The organism is Streptomyces sp. NPDC056373 (genome assembly GCF_042262425.1).
GTDB lineage: Bacteria > Actinomycetota > Actinomycetes > Streptomycetales > Streptomycetaceae > Streptomyces.
Genome location: NZ_JBHJPX010000015.1, coordinates 103,570 through 124,407, shown reverse-complemented (window position 1 = coordinate 124,407; position 20,838 = coordinate 103,570). Strand labels below are relative to the sequence as shown.

At 72.5% G+C, this 20,838-nt stretch carries 18 protein-coding genes and 2 pseudogenes; 8 read left to right on the top strand and 12 right to left on the bottom strand.

Annotation, left to right across the window (positions count from 1 at the left end):
• Positions 1–114: 114 nt before the first annotated feature.
• On the top strand, positions 115–1,605 hold the full coding sequence (locus ACFCXS_RS29540; RefSeq protein WP_376646391.1) for an FUSC family protein: 1,491 nt from the start codon (positions 115–117) through the stop codon (positions 1,603–1,605).
• A 249-nt stretch (positions 1,606–1,854) separates the two neighbouring features.
• Positions 1,855–2,880 (top strand): lactonase family protein, encoded by a 1,026-nt coding sequence (locus ACFCXS_RS29535; protein ID WP_376646390.1) that lies wholly within the window; start codon positions 1,855–1,857, stop codon positions 2,878–2,880.
• Positions 2,881–2,980: 100 nt separating this feature from the next.
• Here ACFCXS_RS29535 and ACFCXS_RS29530 read toward each other — a convergent pair whose 3' ends face one another.
• The 4 genes from ACFCXS_RS29530 to ACFCXS_RS29515 form a co-directional block, all read right to left on the bottom strand.
• Positions 2,981–3,904, bottom strand: coding sequence for a sirohydrochlorin chelatase (locus tag ACFCXS_RS29530; RefSeq protein WP_376646389.1), 924 nt, complete (start codon positions 3,902–3,904; stop codon positions 2,981–2,983).
• Positions 3,905–4,014: 110 nt separating this feature from the next.
• On the bottom strand, positions 4,015–5,001 hold the full coding sequence (locus ACFCXS_RS29525) for an N-acetylglucosamine kinase (protein WP_376646388.1): 987 nt from the start codon (positions 4,999–5,001) through the stop codon (positions 4,015–4,017).
• Positions 4,998–5,675, bottom strand: coding sequence for a uracil-DNA glycosylase (locus tag ACFCXS_RS29520; protein ID WP_376646387.1), 678 nt, complete (start codon positions 5,673–5,675; stop codon positions 4,998–5,000). Before ACFCXS_RS29520 ends, ACFCXS_RS29525 begins: the two co-directional genes overlap by 4 nt.
• Before the next feature lie 111 nt (positions 5,676–5,786).
• A complete protein-coding gene (locus tag ACFCXS_RS29515) occupies positions 5,787–6,944 on the bottom strand; it encodes a WD40/YVTN/BNR-like repeat-containing protein (RefSeq protein ID WP_376646386.1) in 1,158 nt (385 codons plus the stop codon).
• A 213-nt stretch (positions 6,945–7,157) separates the two neighbouring features.
• On the opposite strand from ACFCXS_RS29515, the gene ACFCXS_RS29510 reads away from it, so the two are divergent.
• Positions 7,158–7,742 carry a hypothetical protein gene (locus ACFCXS_RS29510; protein ID WP_376646385.1) on the top strand — a complete coding sequence of 195 codons (585 nt, stop codon included), beginning with the start codon at positions 7,158–7,160 and terminating at the stop codon, positions 7,740–7,742.
• Positions 7,743–7,880: 138 nt separating this feature from the next.
• On the opposite strand, the gene ACFCXS_RS29505 is transcribed toward ACFCXS_RS29510, so the two are convergent.
• Positions 7,881–9,983 (bottom strand): HEAT repeat domain-containing protein, encoded by a 2,103-nt coding sequence (locus ACFCXS_RS29505; RefSeq protein ID WP_376646384.1) that lies wholly within the window; start codon positions 9,981–9,983, stop codon positions 7,881–7,883.
• A gap of 192 nt (positions 9,984–10,175) precedes the next feature.
• Positions 10,176–10,528: pseudogene (locus ACFCXS_RS29500) on the bottom strand (DNA alkylation response protein); the annotation flags it as partial.
• Here ACFCXS_RS29500 and ACFCXS_RS29495 point away from each other — a divergent pair.
• Positions 10,526–10,971: pseudogene (locus ACFCXS_RS29495) on the top strand (PaaX family transcriptional regulator C-terminal domain-containing protein); the annotation flags it as partial. The pseudogenes ACFCXS_RS29500 and ACFCXS_RS29495 overlap by 3 nt on opposite strands.
• A 76-nt stretch (positions 10,972–11,047) precedes the next feature.
• On the opposite strand, the gene ACFCXS_RS29490 reads toward ACFCXS_RS29495, so the two are convergent.
• Positions 11,048–11,836 carry a pectate lyase gene (locus ACFCXS_RS29490; RefSeq protein ID WP_376646383.1) on the bottom strand — a complete coding sequence of 263 codons (789 nt, stop codon included), beginning with the start codon at positions 11,834–11,836 and terminating at the stop codon, positions 11,048–11,050.
• A gap of 379 nt (positions 11,837–12,215) precedes the next feature.
• Here ACFCXS_RS29490 and ACFCXS_RS29485 point away from each other — a divergent pair, with 379 nt between their 5' ends.
• A complete protein-coding gene (locus ACFCXS_RS29485) occupies positions 12,216–13,523 on the top strand; it encodes a PHB depolymerase family esterase (RefSeq protein WP_376646492.1) in 1,308 nt (435 codons plus the stop codon).
• Positions 13,524–13,544: 21 nt separating this feature from the next.
• On the opposite strand, the gene ACFCXS_RS29480 is transcribed toward ACFCXS_RS29485, so the two are convergent.
• Positions 13,545–14,624, bottom strand: coding sequence for an NADH:flavin oxidoreductase/NADH oxidase (locus ACFCXS_RS29480; RefSeq protein ID WP_376646382.1), 1,080 nt, complete (start codon positions 14,622–14,624; stop codon positions 13,545–13,547).
• A gap of 117 nt (positions 14,625–14,741) precedes the next feature.
• Here ACFCXS_RS29480 and ACFCXS_RS29475 point away from each other — a divergent pair, with 117 nt between their 5' ends.
• Positions 14,742–15,092: an ArsR/SmtB family transcription factor gene (locus ACFCXS_RS29475; RefSeq protein ID WP_376646381.1), complete on the top strand. Its 351-nt coding sequence runs from the start codon at positions 14,742–14,744 to the stop codon at positions 15,090–15,092.
• Positions 15,093–15,101: 9 nt separating this feature from the next.
• Here ACFCXS_RS29475 and ACFCXS_RS29470 read toward each other — a convergent pair whose 3' ends face one another.
• Entirely contained in the window at positions 15,102–16,445 is a 1,344-nt protein-coding gene (locus ACFCXS_RS29470) for an FAD-dependent oxidoreductase (protein ID WP_376646380.1), read from the bottom strand.
• A 209-nt stretch (positions 16,446–16,654) separates the two neighbouring features.
• On the opposite strand from ACFCXS_RS29470, the gene ACFCXS_RS29465 reads away from it, so the two are divergent.
• On the top strand, positions 16,655–17,113 hold the full coding sequence (locus ACFCXS_RS29465; protein ID WP_376646379.1) for a DUF6214 family protein: 459 nt from the start codon (positions 16,655–16,657) through the stop codon (positions 17,111–17,113).
• A gap of 190 nt (positions 17,114–17,303) precedes the next feature.
• Here ACFCXS_RS29465 and ACFCXS_RS29460 read toward each other — a convergent pair whose 3' ends face one another.
• Both ACFCXS_RS29460 and ACFCXS_RS29455 read right to left on the bottom strand, forming a co-directional pair.
• Positions 17,304–17,675 carry a VOC family protein gene (locus ACFCXS_RS29460; RefSeq protein WP_376646378.1) on the bottom strand — a complete coding sequence of 124 codons (372 nt, stop codon included), beginning with the start codon at positions 17,673–17,675 and terminating at the stop codon, positions 17,304–17,306.
• Between the two features lie 70 nt (positions 17,676–17,745).
• Complete coding sequence (locus tag ACFCXS_RS29455) at positions 17,746–18,399, bottom strand: DUF305 domain-containing protein (protein WP_376646377.1); 654 nt, start codon at positions 18,397–18,399, stop codon at positions 17,746–17,748.
• Between the two features lie 190 nt (positions 18,400–18,589).
• On the opposite strand from ACFCXS_RS29455, the gene ACFCXS_RS29450 reads away from it, so the two are divergent.
• Positions 18,590–20,092 carry an LVIVD repeat-containing protein gene (locus ACFCXS_RS29450; RefSeq protein WP_376646376.1) on the top strand — a complete coding sequence of 501 codons (1,503 nt, stop codon included), beginning with the start codon at positions 18,590–18,592 and terminating at the stop codon, positions 20,090–20,092.
• Here ACFCXS_RS29450 and ACFCXS_RS29445 read toward each other — a convergent pair.
• Positions 20,080–20,766, bottom strand: a complete 687-nt coding sequence (locus ACFCXS_RS29445; RefSeq protein WP_376646375.1) for a TetR/AcrR family transcriptional regulator — start codon at positions 20,764–20,766, stop codon at positions 20,080–20,082. The two genes, ACFCXS_RS29450 and ACFCXS_RS29445, sit on opposite strands and share 13 nt — an antisense overlap.
• Positions 20,767–20,838 lie beyond the last annotated feature (72 nt).

Genomic DNA, 20,838 nt, shown 5'->3' with positions numbered 1-20,838 from the left:
CGGTTGAGCCAGTGGCCTCCGGGATGCTGATATGGGGGAGTCGATGGCGCTGCGGACCCCGCGGCGCCTTTTTCATGCGTGCTCATGGCCGGTGTTCGAGAGGGGCGGTAAGCGGTGCTGAAGAGGGTGTTCATGGCTCCGGATCCGGGGCGGACACGGCTGCGGTTCGCCGCGCGTGCCGTGCTCGGCATCACGCTCGCGGTCGCCCTGTGCGGCCTCGCGGGGCACTCCCTCGCGGGAGCCGTCACCGGCGGCCTCGCCGCCCTGCTCGCCCTGTTCACCGTCACCGACGCCACGGTGCGCGCTCAGGCCGTCACGACCGCGCTGCTGCCCGCCGTCGGCCTGCCCGTGCTCACCGCCGCGGCCGAGCTGCACGACCACCCGGTGGCCAGGGACCTCACCTTTCTCGCCGTCGTCGGCGCGGGCGTGTACGCGCGACGCTGGGGCCCGCGCGGTCACAGCCTCGGCGTGTTCGCGTTCATGACCTTCTTCGTGGCGCAGTTCCTGCACGCCACCACCGACCGGCTGCCCCAGCTGTACGCCGCGGTGCTGCTGTCGGTCCTCGCCGCCGCCGCGGTGCGCTTCGGCCTGTGGTGCTACGAGCGCCGCCTGCCCCCGCCCGTCGTGCCCGTGCCGCCGGGCGGCACCGGTCTGGCCCGGGTGACCACCCGCCAGGCCGTCCAGGCGACCGCCGGGGCCGGTTTCGCCCTCGTCGTGGGCCAGCTGGTGTCCGGACAGCGCTGGTACTGGGCCGTCGGCGCCACCTGGTGGATCTTCGTCAACACCACCTCGCGCGGCGAGACCCTGGTCCGTGGTTTCCGGCGGCTGCTCGGCACCGTCATCGGCATCGCCCTCGGCCTGCTCGTGGCCGTGCCCGTGCACGGCGACCCGGCCGTCACGGCCGCGCTGGCCGCCGTCTGCGTGTTCGGCATCTTCTACACCGCCGCCGTGTCCTACACCTGGATGATGCTCTGGGTCACCCTCCTCGCGGGGCTGCTCTACGGCCTCCTCGGCGTGCTCGGCCCCGGTCTGCTCGCCCTGCGGCTCGCCGAGACCGGCGTAGGGGCGCTCGGCGCCGCCCTGGCCGTGGTCCTCGTCCTGCCCGTGACCACCCACAGCATCACCGACGCCTGGATCCGGCGGGCCCTGCGCAGCGTGCACGCCTGCGCCGTCGAGACCGCCCGGCGCCTGGCGGGTGCGGCGGACGCCGACCCGGGTCCGCTGGTGGCCGAACTGGAGCAGCTCCTCGCCCGGGTCCGGCTCTCGGTCGCCCCGCTCGTGCACCCGCTGAACCCGATGCTCGGCCGCAAGCGGCGGGCCCGGCACGTGCTGGCCCTCCTCGACGACTGCGCCCGCGAGATCCGTGGTCTGGTCGCCGTCGCCGCGGACCCGGAGGCCTCCCACGACGCCCGTCTCGCCACGGCCTGCCGGCGGGTGGAGGCCGCCGTGGAGGCCCTCACCGAGGGCAGGGACATCGCGGTCCACGCGGACGGCCTGCCCCACGCGGAACCCGCCCTGGCCCATCTGCACGGGCTGGAGCGCGCCCTGGCCGATCTGGCCCGCCCCCTGCGCACCCCGTCGGGCTCACCGCTGGTGGGCGCGTGACAGGGCTGTGAGGCGTGGGCGGCACCCTGGGCGGCACGGGCCGACTGGGCCATGAGGTGCAAACGGCCCATGGGAGGCACGGTGGCGATGCGCGCCGTGAGGACATGGGCCGCCCTGCGCCGGCACGGCGCCGATACGCGATCCGCCGGGCCCGGGGCCGACCGGGCGACGCACCCTTGACCGTTTGGTCTAGACCGCGCATGATCGGCTGCGCGGTCCACCCGGCCGCGCGGACGAGAGGGGACAGCGGTGGCGGACGGCAGGCGGCGGGCGTTCATCGGGTCGTTCACGGCGGCCGGCGGCCCCGGCATCGTGACGGCGGAGGTCGACGCCGACACCGGCGCGCTGACCGTGCTGAGCAGCGTGAACGCCGTCCCGGACCCCTCCTGCCTGACGCTCTCACCGGACGGGGAGATGCTGTACGCGGTCAGCGAGACCGCCGCGGGCGCGGTGGCCGCGTACCGGGTGGACGGGGACAAGCCCGAGCCGGCCGGGCGGCCCGTGCCGGTCGACGGCAGCGGCCCTACCCACCTCAGCCTGTACGCCGGGCACGTCCTGACCGCCAACTACGGCTCCGGCAGCGTCACCGCGGTCCCGCTCCGCCCCGACGGCACGCTCGCGCGGTCCGCGTCCCGCGTGCTCCGGCACACCGGCGCCGGTCCGCACACGCCCCGCCAGCAGAGTCCGCACGCCCACCAGGTGCAGCCCGACCCGAGCGGCCGCTGGGCCGTCAGCGTGGACCTCGGCACGGACTCGGTGCGGGTGTGCACGCTGACCGACGGCGCCCTCGTCCTGCACCGGGAGACCGCCCTGCGCCCCGGCTCGGGGCCGCGCCACCTGGCCTTCCACCCGGACGGTGGCCACGCCTACGTCGTCAACGAACTGAGCCCTTCCGTCACCGTATGCCGCTGGGACGCTTCGGAAGGCGCCCTCACGCCGCTGTCCGAGACCCCGGTCCTGCCCGGTGCACCGAAGCACGACGCCTACCCGTCGGGCATCGCCGCCTCACGCGACGGCCGCTTCGTCTGGACCGCCACCCGCGGCGAGGACGTCCTGTCCGTGCTCGCCGTCGAGGGCGAAGGGCTGCGACTCGTCACCACGGTGCCCTGCGGCGGCCACTGGCCGCGTGCCCTCACCGCCGACGACGGCTTCCTGTACGTCGCCAACGAGCGCTCCGGCGACGTGACCTGGTTCGCGGTCGACCCGCTCACGGGTGTCCCGCGGCGAGGCGGCTCGATCAGGGTGGCGGCGGCCTCGTACGTGACCCTCGGCTGAGCGGGAGCACCGAGCCGCCCGCGCCCCGCCGCGTCCTCGACGAGGAAGGCCCGCTCCGAACCGGAGCGGGCCTTCTCGGTGTTCTGCGCGGCGCCGGGTGTCAGCGCGCGGGCGTGCTCTGCGGCTGCTGCGGGGCGATGCCGAGCGCCGTCGTGTACTTGGCCAGGGCGAGCTTGCCGATCGCCGGGTACGGGCCGAGCGGCTCGGCGGCGGAGCACCCGGCCTCCTTCGCGGCCTCCTCGAGCAGGACCTGCTCGATCTCCGGGCCGATCAGGTACGGCGCGAGCGCCAGCTGCTGCGAGCCCGAGGAGCGCAGCTGGTCGGCGACGGAGGCGATGGAGCCCTCCTGGTCCAGCGCCGCGGCCATCACCGGAACGGCGAGACGCGCGGCGAGCAGCATGCCGGTGATGCCCGCCGCCTGCACCGCCTCGTCACCGCCCACCGAAGCGAGGATGATGCCGTCCGCGGCGGTCGCGACGGTGAACAGCCGGGCACGGTCGGCACGGGCCAGACCGGCCTCGGACAGCCGCACGTGCAGCGCCTCGGCGAGCAGCGGGTGCGGGCCGAGGACATCGGTCAGCTCGGCGGCGACACGGCTTTCCATGAGGGCCTGGCGGACCTGGCGCAGCAGCGAACCGTCCGGGCCCGCGAGCAGCGGCACGACGACGGCGACGGGGCCGTCGGGCATCTTGACGTCCATGCCGGCGGCACGGGCCTGCTCGAAACGGGCCGTGCGCTCCTCGGCCGCGTGCACGAGCACGGCCTGCAGAGAGGGGAACTCGGCATTGTCCCCGTCGAGGTATCCGATGCGGGCGTCGAGGCCGGGCAGCTCGGAGCGGGCGATGCTCACGACCTCTTCGGCGAGGCTGCGCGTGGTGTTACTGGGCGTCCCCGGCACGGCGAGGACGAGCGCGGGCGCGCCCTCGGGAGCAACCAGCGGCTCGGGACGGCGGTGGCGTCCGGGCTGGCGGGGGCGCGGCATTCGTACGGGCAGGCCATCCGCGGGCCCAGTGGGGGAACTCATGGCGCCGCATGTTACTGGCTTCCTGGGTTCCTCTGTTCGGGGAGGGTGCAGGTGAGCGGTATCCGTCCCGTTTTGTCTATTGAGTTAGGTACGGATCGGACGCGATCGGATCAATCACCCGAACGGATGGTCACGGACAGCAGCCTCTCGTCACCCGGCAGCGAGAGGGAACCGGTGCTCAGTGCGGCCGCGATGCGCACCGAGCCGTGCAGCGGATCGCCCTCGGCCGCTACCCGCCGCGCCCGCGGCAGCCGCCGGGTCAGTTCCTCGTCCAGGGGCCCGAGCAGCGGGTCGCCCAGCTCGAACAGGCCGCCGGTGACGGCGACGCGCGGCTCACCGCCCGTGGGGCACACGGCCGCCGCGGAGTCCGCCATGTGCCGGGCGGCGCTACGCAGGATGCCCGCGGCAACGGGATCCTCGTCCGCGCAGGCGGCCACACGGGGTGCGAAGGAGGCGAGCACGGCGGGCCGGTCGGGACGGGGATACAGCGCGCCGGGCAGCCCCGCGACGGGCCCGAACTGCTCTTCGGCGCACGCCAGCAGGCGGGCCGAACCCTCCTCGCGTCCGTCGTGGGCGCGCAGCGCGGCCTCGAGGCCGGCCCGGCCGATCCAGGCGCCGCCCCCGCAGTCGCCGAGAAGATGCCCCCAGCCGTCCGCGCGCCGCCAGCCGGTCAGGTCGGTTCCCATCGTGATCAGCCCCGTACCGCCGGCGATCACGGCACCGGGGCGCGCCCCGAGCGCACCCATGTACGCGGTCACGGCATCGGCGGCCAGCGCGACCCGGCGCACCCCCCACTCCCGGGCCAGAGCCCCGGGCAGTTCGGCCCGCAGCCCGTCCCCCAGGGAGGCCATCCCGGCGGCGCCGACGGCGACGGTGGTCAGCGGCACCGCTCCCGCCTCCGCGGTCAGCGCGGCCACCAACGGCACGAGTCGGGCCATGAAGTGCTCGGGATCGATGCCCCGCTCGCCCGTGCGCACCGGCTCACCGGCCGCCCGGCGGGCCAGCGGTCCACGCTCGGCGGTCCCGATCACGGCCCGAAGCCCGGAACCGCCGGAGTCCACGGCGAGAAACCCGGAACCTTCCGGCGCGCCTGTCATGGCAGGCGCCAGTCCACCGGTTGGCCGCCCTGACGGATCAGCAGGTCGTTGGCCCGGCTGAACGGGCGCGAACCGAAGAAGCCCCGGTCGGCCGACATGGGGGAGGGGTGGGCGGACTCGACGGAGGGGAGGTCGCCGAGGAGCGGGCGCAGATTGCGGGCGTCACGGCCCCACAGGATGGACACCAGCGGCTTGCCGCGCCCCGCCAGGGCCCGGATGGCCTGCTCCGTGACCTCCTCCCAGCCCTTGCCCCGGTGTGCGGCGGGCTTGCGCGGGGTGGTGGTCAGCGCCCGGTTGAGCAACAGCACGCCCTGCCGTGTCCACGGCGTGAGGTCGCCGTTGGACGGCTGCGGGAGCCCCAGGTCGGCGTTCAGCTCGCGGTAGATGTTGATGAGGCTGCCGGGCAGCGGCCGCACGTCCGGCGCCACCGAGAACGACAGCCCCACCGCGTGCCCCGGAGTGGGGTACGGGTCCTGACCGACGATCAGGACGCGTACGTCGTCGAAGGGCTGCTGGAAGGCCCGCAGGACGTTCGGCCCGGCCGGGAGGTAGGTGCGTCCCGCGGCGATCTCCGCGCGGAGGAAGTCCCCCATCGCGGCGACGCGTTCGGCCACCGGTTCCAGGGCGTTAGCCCAGCCCGCTTCGACGATTTCATGCAAGGGTCGTGGTGCCACGGGCGTCACCCTACTGCCGTACGGACAGCGGCGATCAACCGGTGGCCAACGCCTGCGCGCACTCGTCCCCCGCCCGTTGCCCTGCCTCGTCCCCCCGTCCTCGTCCCTGCCTCAGCCGACGAGCGCGGCCCGCACGCACAGCACGTCCGGCAGGTGCGAGGCGAGCTGCTGCCAGCTGTCGCCGTCGTCGGCCGACGCGAACACCTCGCCGTTGCGGTTGCCGAAGTAGACGCCAGCGGGGTCGGCGTCGTCCGTGCACATCGCGTCGCGCAGCACCGTGCCGTAATGGTCTTCCCGGGGCAGGCCCGTCGAGAGGGGCTCCCAGCTCTTGCCCGCGTCCGCCGTCCGGTAGACCCGGCACCGGTGACCGGCCGGGACCCGGTCCGCGTCGGCGTTGATCGGGAACACGTACGCCGTGCCACCCCGGTGCGGATGCGCCGCCGTGGCGAAGCCGAACGTGGACGGCAGCCCCTCGCCGATGTCCGTCCAGTGCGCGCCGGCGTCGTCGCTGCGGTACACGCCCCAGTGGTTCTGGAGGTACAGCCGGTCCGGAGTGGCCGCGTCCCGGGCGACCTTGTGCACGCACTGGCCGAACTCCGGATTCGGGTCGGGCAGGAACACCGCGGAGACACCCGAGTTGGAAGGTGCCCAGCTCGCGCCGCCGTCCAGGGTGCGGAACACACCGGCGGTCGAGACGGCGACCGTCACCGCCTTCGGGTCGCGCCGGTCGGTGAGCACGGTGTGCAGGCCCTCGCCGCCGCCGCCCGGCACCCATTTCGAACGCGTGGGGTGCTCCCACAGGGGCCTGACCAGCTCGAACGTCTCCCCGCGGTCCTCCGAGCGGTACAGCGCGGCCGGCTCGGTGCCCGCGTACACCACGTCCGGCTCGGCGGCGGCCGGGTGCAGCTGCCAGACCCGTTCCAGTGACGCCCCCGTGTCCTTGGGGAACTTGACCGCCGGGCGGGCCGGTTCGGTCCAGGTCCGGCCGAGGTCGTCGGAGTGGAACACGGACGGGCCCCAGTGTGCGCTGTCACCGCCGACCAGCAGCCGCGGAGTCCCGGTCCGGGTGTCGATGGCGACCGAGTACACGGCCTGCGCGTTGAAGTAGGGGCTCTCGTCGAACTCCCAGGCCTCACCGCCTCGCCGGCGCCCGATGAACAGGCCTTTGCGCGTGCCCACGGCGAGCAGTACCTCGGTCATGCCGATCACCTCCGCGGCGTCGTCGTTGACGCCCTCGTCCCGAACACCGGCCAGTCTGCACCCGGCCACTGACAGTCACCTCCGGAGCGGGCTGCGCCCCAGGTCAGCGGGGGTGTCGGCGAGGCGGGCCCGGGGGCTCGCGGGCCGCCCCGGCCGGGCGCTCGCGGGCGCGGGGAACCGTGGAGATCGTCACGCCGGGTAGGTGCAGTGAGCATCCAGGCGCCGCCGTCCGTATGGGGAGAACGGCGGGATGGTCGTGGGCTCGTGAGGAGGAGGCCTTCGATGGCGTTACGTGGTCCGAAGGTGTGGCTGTGGCGCTGGCGGCGCAATGCGCTCAAGCGCCGTGGTGACCGGGTGGAGGCCTGGGTCGTCCTGGGCGTGTGGATGCTCACCGCGCTGGTCGGGCTGCTGGCCGGCACGACGGTGAGCCGCTCCGTCGAGGACGGACTGGCCCGGGAACGCGCCGAGTGGCGCCCCCTCGTGGCACGGCTCGCCGAGCGCGCGCCCGGGGCGGCCCCCGAGAGCGGCCGTGCGTCCCGCACCGAGACGGTGTGGGCGACGGCACGGTGGACCGCCGCGGACGGGTCCGAGCACTCCGGTCAGCTGCGGGTCCCGGCGGGCAGTGCCATGGGGGCGCCGGTCACCGTGTGGACGGATCCCGAGGGCCGTCAGGTCACCCGGCCCGTCACCGAGTCCCAGGCGCGGGTACGGGCCTCCCTGATCGGTGGCGCGACAGGTCTGTGCGCCGCGGCCGTCCCCCTGCTCGCCGGCCGTGCCCTTCGCGGTCGCCTGGAGCGTCGCCGCATCGACCAGTGGGACGCGGAATGGGCCCGCTTCGGCCCGATGTGGGGGCGCACGACGGGGTGAGGCCGTGGACATGATGAGCCCGTGCGGCACCCCGCTCCGGCGGCAGACGGGCCGGTCCTGCCGGGAGTCGGCCTGTCCGGCCCCTCCGCAGGCGCCGGCCTGCCGGTGGCGTCGTCCCGCTGCCCGGAGGCGTAGGCCTTACCGGTGCCCCGCTCCGGCCAGTGCCTGACCGCATGTCCGGAGCAACGTCAGGTCCTCGCGTATGCCGTCGCCCCCGGCGCCGGTGCGATGCCGCAGGGGAGAGGCGAGTTCCGCTCGGAGCAGGTCGTGCAGGGGCGCTCCCGAAGGTCCCAGTGCCCGGACGCACTCGGCGATCGTCGCGCGGGTGCGTGGGTGATCCCTCCACGCCGAGCGCAGGACGGGGAGGAACCGTTCCGGTTCGCCCGTCGCCCGCCACACCGCGCAGGCGGCGGTGGCCCGTGCCTGCGCGTCACCCCGGTCGGCCAGCTCGCGCAGCCCGGGCAGGGCCGGGCGAGCGGCCGGGCCCAGCCGCCCCAGTACGGCCGCCGCACGGCGTCGGTGGCCGCTGTCCGTGTCCGGCGACGTGTCCGTCAACGCGCGGAGCAGCACGGGCAGCACGGCATGCGCGTCGCCAGTGATCGACCACAGCGCGTCCGCCGCCGCGACCGCGCAGTCGCTCTCCAGCAGCCGGTGCAGATCCGGTACCGCCTCGCGCGCGGCGCCGCCGAACGCGCCGAGGGCACGAACCGCCGCCTCCGTGACGGTGTCACGCCGCCGCAGCCCGTCCGGCATGCCCCGCAGCAGACGCAGCACAGCGGGCAGGGAAGCCTCGTCACCCAGCGCGGCGAGGGCCGACAGCAGGGGAACGGCCCGCTCGCAGATGTCGGACGTGTCGAGCGGCACGCGGGCGAGCGACCGCCGCAGCGCCGGGACGAGCGGCACGGCCGTGCGGCCCAGACGGGGTACGGCCAGCCCCAGATCGAGCGGTACGACCGGACCCGCCAGCACCTCGGCCAGCACCGCGGCGGCCCGCGCGTCGCCCGTCCCGGCCAGTGCCTTGAGCGCGCCGCCCAGGGTCGGAGCACCCCGCTCCCCATGCCGTACCCGCAGCTCGGGACGGTACGTCACCAACGCGTGGAGACGGTCCGCGGCGGGCGCGGCCAGCTCGGAGAGCTCCACCAGGACCGCGACCGCCGCGTCGTGCAACCGGCTCTCCTCCGCGCCCAGTTGGTTGCTGATGAGGAGGACCGGCTCCGCGTGGCCGGTGCGCCACTCGCGGAAGAGCCCGGCCGACATCCACACCCCGTTGCACCGGTCCAGGGGATCCGGGCTGGTCAACTGCCCGCACAGCAGGGCGACACGGTCGGCGACCCGGCTGCCGAGCGACGAGTGCAGGGTCCGCAGCAGCCGGGAGCCCTCCTCGTCCGAGGGGCGCAGCCGCCGCAGCCGGGAGGCGAGCGTGTCCGGACCGGGACAGTCGTCCGGGGCCCCCGCCCGGGCCCGCACCTCCGATCTCTCTCTGAGCAGCCCGACGACGGTCGGTACGAGAGCGGCGGGGAGCAGTTCCGGGGCGCACCCCGCGAGCTGGCCGAGGGCGGCGAGCCGGAGACCGGGGCCGTAAGGCGGCCCGCTCAGCTCGGTCAGCAGGCGCACCGCCCCGGCTGCGTCCGCCTCGCCGGCCGTGTGAGCCTCGATGGCCGTGTGAGTCTCCCCGGCTGTGCGGGACTTCTCGGACGCGGCGGTCTTCCCGGCCGGGAGGTGGCGCTGGACGAACAGGCCGAGGCTCTCCGCGAGGGCGAGCAGGACACCGTCGTCCCGCTCCACGGTGATCCGTTCCCGCAACAGGGCGAGCACCCGCCCCGGTCGGTCCGCGTAGCGCACCAGTGCGCCCGGGACCACCCGCCGCACCGCGGGGTCCGGGTCCCCAGCGAGACGCACGAAGACGCCGGCACCCGCGCGCAGGGTGTTCCGCACCTCTGCCGTGCTGTCGTCGCGGGCAGCGGCGATGTCCCCGATGCTGACGAGGAGCTCCACCACGCCTGCCCGGTCCCGCACGTCGTCGCGGTCGGCGAGCTCGAGGAGGAACGGAACACACGCGAGCGCCGAGTCGTGGACGTCGTCGTCCCTGTGGTGCACGGCGCCGTACATCCCGTCGAGGGCGGTCTGCCGCTCGGCCGGGTCGGAGGAGGCCAGCCCCCGCAGTAGTCCGGGCACGTCCGCCGCGCTGCCGTACCCGTGGCGCAGCGAGGCCCGGTCGGCCTCGTCCATCCCCCTGAACACGCTGTCCTCCCCGAGACGAAGTGCCAACGACGGGGAGTCTGCACCACTGCACTGACAACGAAGCGGAATCGGGAGATGACTGTGCGCGAACTGTGCGCATGATGGCTTGAGTTCGAGTTCGGCCCTGCCCTGGCCGGTTTGTCCCGCACCGGCCGGTCGCCCTCTCGGCCGGCCGGTCCCGCCCCCGGCGCCTCAGCCCTCGCCGCCGGGCAGCGCCCGCTCCACGATCGTGTCCAGGTCCGCCGTCCGCGGCAGGGTCCCGAACGCGTGCCCCCAGTCGCCCCGAGCCGCGTCGCGCAGAACGCGTCGGCGACCGCCGCCGGGGCGTGCCGGACGAGGAGGGGGGCCTGGAGGGCCAGCGCCATCTGCTCCACGAGACGGCGGGCCGTGACCGGCGACGCCTCGGACAGACCGGCCTTGAGACGCGTCACGGCCGAGTCCAGGCGGGCGTCCGCTCCCCGGGCGAGGGCGAGCTCGCCGAACAAGGCCTCGGCGGTGCCCGGTTCACGGCTCAGCGCCCGCAGCACGTCGAGCGCGTTGACGTCGTGAACACCGCGACCGGACGCGGCCCGGCGGAACGGGCCGACCTGCGCACGCGACTGACCGCCCTCCGGCTCGCCGAACCCCGCGAAGGCGTCTGGCTCCGGCCCGCCAACCTGACCCGTCCTCTCCCCGGTGAGCTGGGCCAGGTCGTCCAGCGCTACACGGCGCGCCCCGACCGCCCCTCGGACGACCTGGCCGACAGCCTGTGGCCGCTGGACGCCTGGTCCGCCACCGCCCGGGCCCTGCTCGCCCACATCGCGGCTCGCCCCGCCCGGCCGACCGCCTGACGGCTTTCCCCGCCGTCGTACGGCACCTGCTCGCCGGCCCCGTGCTGCCGCCCGGGCTCCTGCCCGCCGACTGGCCCGGCGCCGAACTACGCGCCGTCTACACCGCCTACCAGCGCGAGCTGATCGGGGAGGTACGCGCGCGGGTGCGCGGCACATGACGCGGACGGCCGTGTGCAGCACTCGTCGTGCGCTGCACACGGCCGCCCTCACCGTGGGGGGACTGCCCGCCCGGGACTACCTGTAGGCGATGTCCGAGGCGGAGTAGAGGCAGTTCTTGCTGTCGGGTCCGGATCCGACGGCGGTGTTGTTGTTGTACTTCTGGCAGGGGACGACCTTGCGGCCGGCGTCGTTGCGGATCGTGATGTTCCGCAGGGTCGCCACGTCGTTGCGGTTGACGTTGATGCCGACGAGCCGAGCGGTGGAGCCGGTGCCGGTCACGTCGATGGTGTTGAGGTTGACCTTGCGGGTGTACTGCGTGGAGCAGTCGCCGCATGAGCGGTACAGCGTCTTGAACTCCTGTACCGCGAAGTTGGAGACGGTCAGGGTGCCGCCGCCGTTGTGCTGGAAGACCTTGTCCGCCGCCTTCTTCGCACCGCCGCCGATCACCTGGTAGGTGGCGCCGTTGCCGCCGCGGAAGGTGGCGGCGTCCTCGCCGACGTCCTCCCACCAGACGTTCTGCAGGGTGCAACTGCCCTCGCAGTGGATGCCGTCGGCCGCGGGGGCGCCGAGTATGACGTTCTTCAGCACCGCGCCGTTGGCCAGTTTGAAGATCGGGTCCTGACCCTCCTCCTGGCCGTCACCGGCCAGGGCGCCGGTGCCGTAGAACCGCTTCATCCCGTAGTCCTTGGTGCCGGACACGGAGATCGTGGACGAGGTCCCCTGGCTGCCGTTGGGAGTCGGCCAGGTGGCGGCGCTCGCGGCGGGCGCGTTGACAGTCATGATCATGCCAACCGAGAGGCCGAGTGCGGCCAGGGTGCCGGTCATCGCGCGCCTACGGGCGCGTGAACGTGTCGCAGAAGTCATGTCCCGAGTCCTTCTGTTCGTGGGAGTGGATGGGGGGTCAGGGCCTTCCGGTGATCGTGGGTTCCGTCGAGGTCTTCAGAAGCCATGAAGGGCGCATATGTGAATGGTGTTCGTAAACATGATCGTCATGCGTCCTGCACGTGCCCCGTTCGCGCCAGCGGGTCACACTGCTGAACGGAACGTAGAGGGCAAGCGCTTTCTGGTCAACGCCTCGAGCGGAACTGATTCGGTCGCCGCTGGTCACGGCGACAGTCGTGTGGGAGCGCTTCCATGGCGGCCATGTCCATGCCACCATGCCCGAACGGACGCCTCCCACGACGGAAGGAACCCGGACGTGCCTGCCACCCCCCACCCGAGGTCGAGGGGACCCCTGCGGTCGATGCTCCTCGCGCTGGTCGCCGCGTTGTTGCCGCTGGTCGCGGCAACCGCGCTCACCGCTCCCGCGGCCGCCGCCGACGGGTCCGCCGGCGGTTCCGCCCCAGGACCCGCCCGCAAGGGGGCCGTACCCGCAGCGGCCCTCACCGAGGTCACGAACTTCGGTACCAACCCCAGCAATCTGCGGATGTACCTGTACGTACCGGAGAGCGTGACCCCGAAGCCGGCGGTCGTGGTGGCCGTGCACTGGTGCACCGGCTCGGGCCCGGACATGTACAACGGCACCGAGTACGACACGCTCGCCGACCGGTACGGATTCATCGTGCTGTACCCGTCCGTCACCCGCAGCAGCAAGTGCTTCGACGTCTCCTCGCCCCAGGCCCTGCGTCGCGGCGGCGGCAGCGACCCCGTCGGCGTCAAGTCGATGATCGACTGGGTCACCCGCACCTACGACGCCGACACGAGCCGGGTGTTCGCCACCGGCATCTCCTCCGGCGCGATGATGACGAACGTCCTGCTCGGGGACTACCCGGACGTGTTCGCGGCGGGCGCCGCCTTCTCGGGCGTCCCGTTCGGCTGCTTCGCCACCACCGACGGCTCCGAGTGGAACAGCGCCTGCTCGGGCGGCACGGTCAACCGCACCGCCAAGGAGTGGGGCGATCTTGCCCGGGGCGCGTATCCCGGCTACACCGGCCCCCGGCCCCGCATGCAGATCTGGCACGGCACCGAGGACGACGTCCTGCGCTATCCCAACTTCGGGGAGCAGATCGAGCAGTGGACGAACGTGCAGGGTGTGAGCCAGACGCCCGCCGGTACCGACACTCCCCAGCCGGGCTGGACCCGCACCCGTTACGGCGGCACGGGTGACCGGGCTCCCGTGGAGGCCATCAGTCTCCAGGGTGTCGGCCACAACCTGTACGCCCAGGGCATGGCGTCCCGCGTGCTCACCTTCTTCGGTCTGGACGTCTCCGGCCCGGCTCCTCAACCCCAGCCCGGAGCCTGCCGTGCGACGGCCTCGGTGAACGCCTGGAACACGGGGCTGACCGCGTCCGTGACCCTCACCAACACCGGCACGACGACCGTCGACGGCTGGAAGCTCGGCTTCACGCTGCCCGCCGGGCAGACGGTCACGGGCGGCTGGGGCGCCACGATCGCGCCGTCGTCCGGCTCGGTCACCGCCACCAACGTGTCGTACAACGGCACCATCGCGCCGGGCGCCGGCGTGAGCTTCGGCTACCAGGCCTCTCACACGGGCAACAGTGCCGCTCCGGCCGCGTTCACGCTCAACGGGACGGCGTGCACGGCCGGTTGACGTGCCTGAGCGGGTGCCAGATCAGACCGACCGGTGGTACTGGTCCGGCACCCGTACCTCGCCGCCGAGTTCGCGCGCCGCGTGCCGTGCCCACGAGGGGTTGCGCAGCAGCTCCCGGCCCAGCAGGACGGCGTCCGCCTCGCCGTTGGCCAGGATCTTCCCGGCCTGCTCGGCATCGGTGATGAGCCCGACCGCGGCGACCGGCAGGGCGGTCTCGTTCTTCACCCGGGAGGCGAAGGGCACCTGGTAGCCGGGCCCGGTGGGGATGTGGACGCCGGTGGCGTTGCCGCCGGTCGAGACGTCGAGCAGGTCGATGCCGTGGGCCCGCAGATCGGCGGCGAAGCGGACCGTGTCGTCCGAGCTCCAGCCGCCGTCCTCCAGCCATTCGGTCGCCGAGATGCGGAAGAACAGCGGCTTGTCGTCCGGCCAGACCTCCCTCACGGCGTCGACGACTTCGAGGGCGAAGCGGGTGCGGTTCTCGTACGAACCGCCGTAGGCGTCGGTGCGGTGGTTGGAGTGCGGGGAGAGGAACTCGTTGATCAGGTAGCCGTGGGCGCCGTGGATCTCGGCGACCTCGAAGCCGGCGGCGAGCGCACGGCGGGCAGCGGCGGCGAACTGCCCGACGACGGATCTGATCTGATCGACGGTCAGCTCGGCCGGAACCGGATGCCCGTCGTCGAAGGCGAGCGGGCTCGGGGCGACCGCGTCCCAGCCGTGGGCGTCCGGTCCGACCGGCGCGCCGCCCTTCCAGGGGCGGTCCGTCGATGCCTTGCGGCCGGCGTGGGCGAGCTGGATCGCCGGCACCGTGCCCTGTGCGGCGAGGAAGCCGGTGACGCGGCGGAACGCCTCGATCTGCGTGTCGTTCCAGATGCCCAGGTCGTAGGGGGAGATGCGCCCCTGCGGGGACACCGCGGTCGCCTCGACGATGATCAGTCCCGTGCCGCCGGTGGCGCGGGCGGCGTAGTGCGCGAAGTGCCAGTCGGTGGGTGCTCCTGCCTCGGGACCCTCCGGCGCCGCCGAGTACTGGCACATCGGGGGCATCCACACGCGGTTCGGGATGGTCAGCTCGCGCAGGGTGAAGGGCTCGAAGAGCGCGGTCACGGCGGACTCCATTCGTCACGGGGCCGAGGTCGACTCGTACGATAGGCATCGTAGTACGGTGGATGTCAAACTACGAAGGTTCTCGTACTATGGACTCCCCGAGGGAGTGGAGCCGCCGTGTCGTCGCCCGCAGTCAGCAGTCGTGACCTGCCGCATCCCGCGAGTGACGAGATCAGGCTGGAGGGCGTGCTGCATGCGCTCTCGGATCCGATGCGGCTGCGCATCGTGCGGGAACTCGCGGGCGTGCCGGGGGAGTTGTCCTGTTCGGACTTCGAGCTGCCCGTCACCAAGTCGACCACCACGCACCACTTCCGTGTGTTGCGGGAGAGCGGGGTGATCCGGCAGGTGTACCGGGGGACGGCCAAGATGAACGGCCTGCGGCGGGACGAGCTCGACGAGTTGTTCCCGGGACTCATGGCCGCGCTGCTCGATGCGGCTGCCCGGCAGGCCAGCTCTCCGGGAGACTGACGCGCGCCTCTAAAGAGCCCCGGCCCGAGCGGCTTCCAGGAGCGACGGCCAGTCGGGGAGTTTCACCATGCCCCGGCCCAGGGATGCGCCCAGTGCCGCCTCCGCCCGCTCGATCGACTGCCATCCGGTCCATCCCACCGGATCGGCGCCTTCCCCGCGCAGGGCGGGCAGGGGGTCGTCGGCCACCGTCTTCGAGGCGAGCGAGGGGGCGTCCTCCAGGAGGGACGTCGCAGTCTCCTTCGCGCAGGGGCGGTTCGTGCCGATGACGCCGGTGGGGCCGCGCTTGATCCAGCCCGCCACGTACTCGCCGGGGGTGACGACGCCCTCGCGCAGGACGCGGCCGGCCAGGTTCGGCACGGTTGCGGTGACCGGGTCGAACGGAAGCCCCTCCAAGGGGACTCCGCGGTAGCCCACCGAGCGCAGGACGAGCTGTCCCTCGATGACCTCGTACCGGCCCGTACCCGTCAGGCCGCCGTGGCCGTCCGGAGCGGTGCGTTCGAAGCGGGCGGCGCACACGTGGCCCTGCTCGGCGAGGAGTTCGGCCGGGCGGAGGAAGAACCGGAGGTGGATGCGGCGTGGCGCGCCGGTGGGGGGTGTCTGCGCCCAGCCGCGCAGCACCTCCACGTTGCGGCGCTGGGGCGCGGGCAGTGCGGACGGGTCCGTGTATCCCGGGTCCAGGGCCAGTTCCGCCGGATCCACCAGGACGTCGGTCTCCGGCAGCGTGCCCAGTTCGCGCAGCTCCTTGGTGGTGAACCGGACCTGGGACGGACCACGTCGGCCCACCATGTGGATCTCGGTCACCCGGCTGTCCGCGAGGGTGGTCAGGGCCGCCTGGGGCATGTCGGTCGGGGTGAGTTCGGCCAGGCCCCGGGCCAGCATCCGCGTGACGTCCACGGCGACGTTGCCCACGCCTACGACCACGGCCGACCGGGCGTTCCGCAGAAAACCGGCGTCCACGGCGTCCGGGTGGGCGCTGTACCAGGACACGAACTGCGTCGCCGACCAGCTGCCCGGCAGGTCCTCCCCGGGGATGCCCAGATGTCGGTCGGTCGCGGCGCCCATGCAGTACACCACCGCGTGGTAGAGCTCCCGCAGCCGTGCGACGGTCACGCCGCCGGGGCCGACCTGTATGCCGCCGAGGAACCGGACCCGGTCGTGCTCGAGGACCGCGCGCAGGTTGGTCTGCAGCGACTTGATCTTCTCGTGGTCGGGTGCCACGCCGTAACGGACGAGGCCGTACGGGCACGGCAGCCGGTCCAGGACGTCGACGTGCACGTCGGAATCCAGCTGGACGAGGCTCTGGGCGGTGTAGCACCCACTCGGCCCGGAGCCTACGACGGCGACTCGCAGCACGGCGGAACTCCTCACCCGGGGGAACCGGCGGATCTCAGGAGAGCGCTGACGCCTCCAGCATCGCACCGGCAGGGCTCCGCTGACAGGGTGCTGTGCTCCACCCGCGGCGCGTGTCCGATCTGTAGGGAATGTGATCATGCGGTTACGTTCGGCGTGTGCTGAAAGCATCCATTCTGAATCTTTCTGATCGCTCTCCGGTGGACGGTGCGGTGTCCGTGCGCCCCGCGTGGGAAGTACGGGAGAACGAGGGCACGACGAGGTGGTTCGAGTTCCGGCTGGTCTTCGCGGACGGTGCCCGGATCGATGCGCTGGCCGTCGTCGGCGACGGATGCGTCTGCGTCGAGGAGATGCGCGCCCAGCCCGCGCTGTCCCTCGACGACCTGGCCGTGCTCGCCGACCTGATCGAGGAGTCGGTGGCGGAGGCATGCGGGCCCGAAGCCGGGGCCGACGGATGCGGGGGCCAGGGGCGCCGCGCCAGACCGTCCTGGCCCCGCGGGCCGGAGGGGCGCCGGCTGGTGGCACAGGAGTACCGCGCGGCCCAGCGGGACGGCGCCGACCCGATCCTCGCCGTGATGGGCGCGACCGGGCACAGCCGTCGAGCGTCCCTCCGGCTGATCGGCCAGGCCCGCGACGCAGGCCTGCTCCCACCACGCCGCGCCCGACGCTGAACGGACTCGGGCGCATGGGCCGGCGATACGACTGTGCCCCTGCGTGGCGGCCTCGGTGGCCCTGTGCGGTTTCGGGCCGGTGCCGCCCTGGCCGAACGCCCTGGCCTCCGTCACCTCCGTGGCGGCGGTCCCTGCGACGGTGATCCTGGTGTCCGGTGGCCAGAAGCCTGTTGCTCGTGCGGAGACCTGGTCAGGCTCCTTCGGGAGTGATCAGGCAGAAGGGGTGGCCGACGGGGTCCTCGTACACCCGGTAACCGATCGGCTTGTCCGAACCGTCAAGCAGTGTCGCCCCGAGGGCGAGCACCTGCTCCTCGGCTGCGTCGAGGTCCGCGACCATCACGTCGATGTGCATCTGCTGAGGTCGCGCGGGCTCCGTCCACCGAGGTGCGCGGAAGTCGTCCACTCGCTGAAACGCGACAAACGGGATGCCCTCGGCGTTCTGGAGCACGATGAAGTCACCGGAGGCCTCCTGCCGTGAGAGTGACAGCAACTTCTCGTAGAAGCCGGCGAGCTGCTCCGGGTCGGGGCAGTCGATGACAACGGTGTACAGGCGTCCGATCACCCGGCTCACCGTGCCACTGGCCTGCGGGCGGGCCAAACGACCTCTGTTCGGCCCAGCTTGCGGAACAAGCTCACAGCATGTTCCGCATCCGCGTGATCTCGCTCGTCTGCTGTGCGATCACCTCGTCGGCCATCTCCTCGACGCGGATGTTGTTGCCCTGTCCCTTGACGTCCGTGGCCATGGTGATCGCGCCCTGGTGATGGGTCGTCATCAGGGTCAGGAAGAGATGGTCGAACGCCTGCCCGTCGGCGGCGCGGAGCTTCTTCAGCTGGGCCTGCGTCGCCATGCCCGGCATGGCGGTGTGCTCGTGCCGCTCGGCCTTCAGCGGCTTGCCGTACGACTTCAACCAGCCTTTCATCGCCTCGATCTCGGGCTTCTGGCCGGCGGCGATGCGCTCGGCGATCCGCTTCACGTCCTTCGACTCGGCGCGTCCAGGGGCGAGTTCGGTCATCACCAGCGCCTGGGCGTGGTGCTCGATCATCATGCGGACGTAGGAGACGTCGGCCGAGTTGGGTGAGTCGTTCTCCGAGCGCCGGTCGGCGGCCTCCTCGGCGGACAGGGTGCGGTTCGCCTCGCCGGGCTCACCCGGCGCGATCACGGACGGCCCGTCCGCCGCGGCCGGCTTCCGGTCCGGGCCGGAGTCACAGCCTCCGGTCGCGAGCACGGCCAGGGCGACCAGCCCCGTCGTGACGGCGGACGCCCGGGACGCACGGCGGAACAGCACAACGACCTCCTGTGGCAGACGGGTTGGAGAACCCCTCGAGTTGCGGACGACGTACTGGCACGCTTCCGCGGGTCATTGATCGGAAAACTTCATTGCGATTCTGTTGCCCCCTGTTGGTATGAGCATGGCGAAGACGATACTGCGTGGTGCGTGAACCGTTCCGCAGTGAACGGAACCAGGGAGGAAAACAGTGATCCTGTTGAACGACCGCAGAACACGCCGCAGACGCCTGGGAGTTGTGGCAGCTGCTGGTGGCCTGCTCGCCGCGCTCCTCACCGCCTCACCGGCAGGGGCCACCCCCGACCCCGGGGACGCGCCGCCCGCGCCGAAGAAGGTCTCCAAGAGCGCCCAGGCCGAGGTCCGAGAGGCCATCGAGAGCGGCGAGATACCCGGCCAGGACGAGATCGTCCACTCCGACAACATCAAGCACCTGGCCCACGTCCCCAAGGACGTGCTGCCGGGCACGAACTCGGACCTCGCCTTCCAGGGCAAGTACGCGTTCGCGGGCAACTACGACGGCTTCCGCATCTTCGACATCAGCAACCCCAAGGCGCCGAAGACCGTCGCCCAGGTGCTGTGCCCCGGCTCGCAGAACGACATCTCCGTCTCCGGCGACCTGCTGTTCCTGTCCACCGACTCCTCGCGCAGCGACAGCAGTTGCTCCAGCACCACCCAGCCGGCGACCGAGAAGTCCTCGTGGGAGGGCATGAAGGTCTTCGACATCAGCGACAAGCGCAACCCGAGGTACGTCGCGGCCGTCGAGACCGCCTGCGGCTCGCACACCCACACGCTGGTGCCCGAGCGGCGCAACGTCTACGTGTACGTCTCCTCGTACTCGCCGAACGCCGCCTACCCCGACTGCCAGCCGCCGCACGACGGCATCTCCGTCATCAAGGTGCCGCGCAAGGCGCCCGAGAAGGCGAAGGTCGTGGGCTTCCCCGTGCTGTTCCCGGGTGAGGGTCCCGACGGCGGCGGCAACCCGGGCGGGCCCACCAACCCGGGCGTGTCCAAGACCACCGGCTGCCACGACCTCACCGTGCTGCCCTCGAAGGACCTGGCCGCGGGCGCCTGCATGGGCGACGGGATCCTGTTCTCCATCAGGGACCCGGAACGCCCGAAGGTCATCGACCGCGTACAGGACAACGTGAACTTCGCGTTCTGGCACTCGGCGACCTTCAACCAGAAGGCCAACAAGGTCGTCTTCACCGACGAGTTGGGCGGCGGTGGCGCGGCCACCTGCAACGCGGAGGTCGGCCCGGACCGTGGTGCCGACGGCATCTACGACATCGTCGGCAAGGGCGACAAGCGCAAGCTGGTCTTCCGCAGCTACTTCAAGATCCCCCGCCACCAGGCGAACACCGAGAACTGCGTCGCCCACAACGGCTCGCTCATCCCGGTCAAGGGCAAGGACATCATGGTCCAGGCCTGGTACCAGGGCGGCGTGTCCGTCTGGGACTTCACCGACTCGGCCGAGCCGAGGGAGATCGCCTACTTCGACCGCGGCCCGCTGACCACCGATGTGATCCAGACGGGTGGCTCGTGGTCCGCGTACTACTACAACGGCTACATCTACTCGAACGAGATCGCCCGGGGCTTCGACGTCCTGAAGATCGACGACCGGCGCACCGACCCGGCCCGCCGGGTCCACCAGCGTGAGCTCAACGTGCAGACACAGCCGGACTACTTCGACTGATCCCGGGGGTCGCACCCCGGTGCGGCCCCGGTAGCGAAGAACCGCGACAGATCCTCGTCGCCCCTCCCGCCGGAGGCTGCGGTCTCCGGCGGGAGACCCAGCTTCCGGTCGAGCCGGTAGCGCTTGAACAGCTCGGCCCGCAGCACCGGCACCGGCATCGGCACCCCCGGCACCAGGGCCGCGTACACGGCGCCCATCAGCAGCGCGCGCATCATCGGGTAGTCGCTCTCGACGTCCGGCGACCCGTGCCGGGCCATGGTGTCCCGCAGCAGCTCGGCCAGCCGCCGCTGCTCCGGGCACTGCATGAAGCCCTCGGCCTGCAGGATCCCCGCCATGTGCTGGCGCATCAGCACGGGCCGGTCCCGGGCCAGGCCCAGGATCGCGTCGATCGCCCGGGCCATCCGTTCCCGGCCGTCCTCGGTGTGCGGCTCGCGCTCCAGTGCCTCCTCCAGCGTGCGGTGCATCAGCCGGTGCACCGCGGACTGCACCAGCTGCCGCTTGCCGGGAAAGTAGTACGACACCAGGCCACGGGCCGAACCCGCCCGGTCGGCGATGTCGCCGAGCGTCGTCGCGTCGTAGCCGCGCTCGCTCACCAGCTCGACCGCCGCCTGCAGGAGCCGCTCACGGGAACGCCGCCGCAACTCTTCGTTCACCGAGGCGCTACGCGGAGACATGCTGCAACTCCCGTGTTGACTGGCTGCCAGCCAACTATACTCAGAGGGGTCCGGCCACGACCTGTCAGGTCC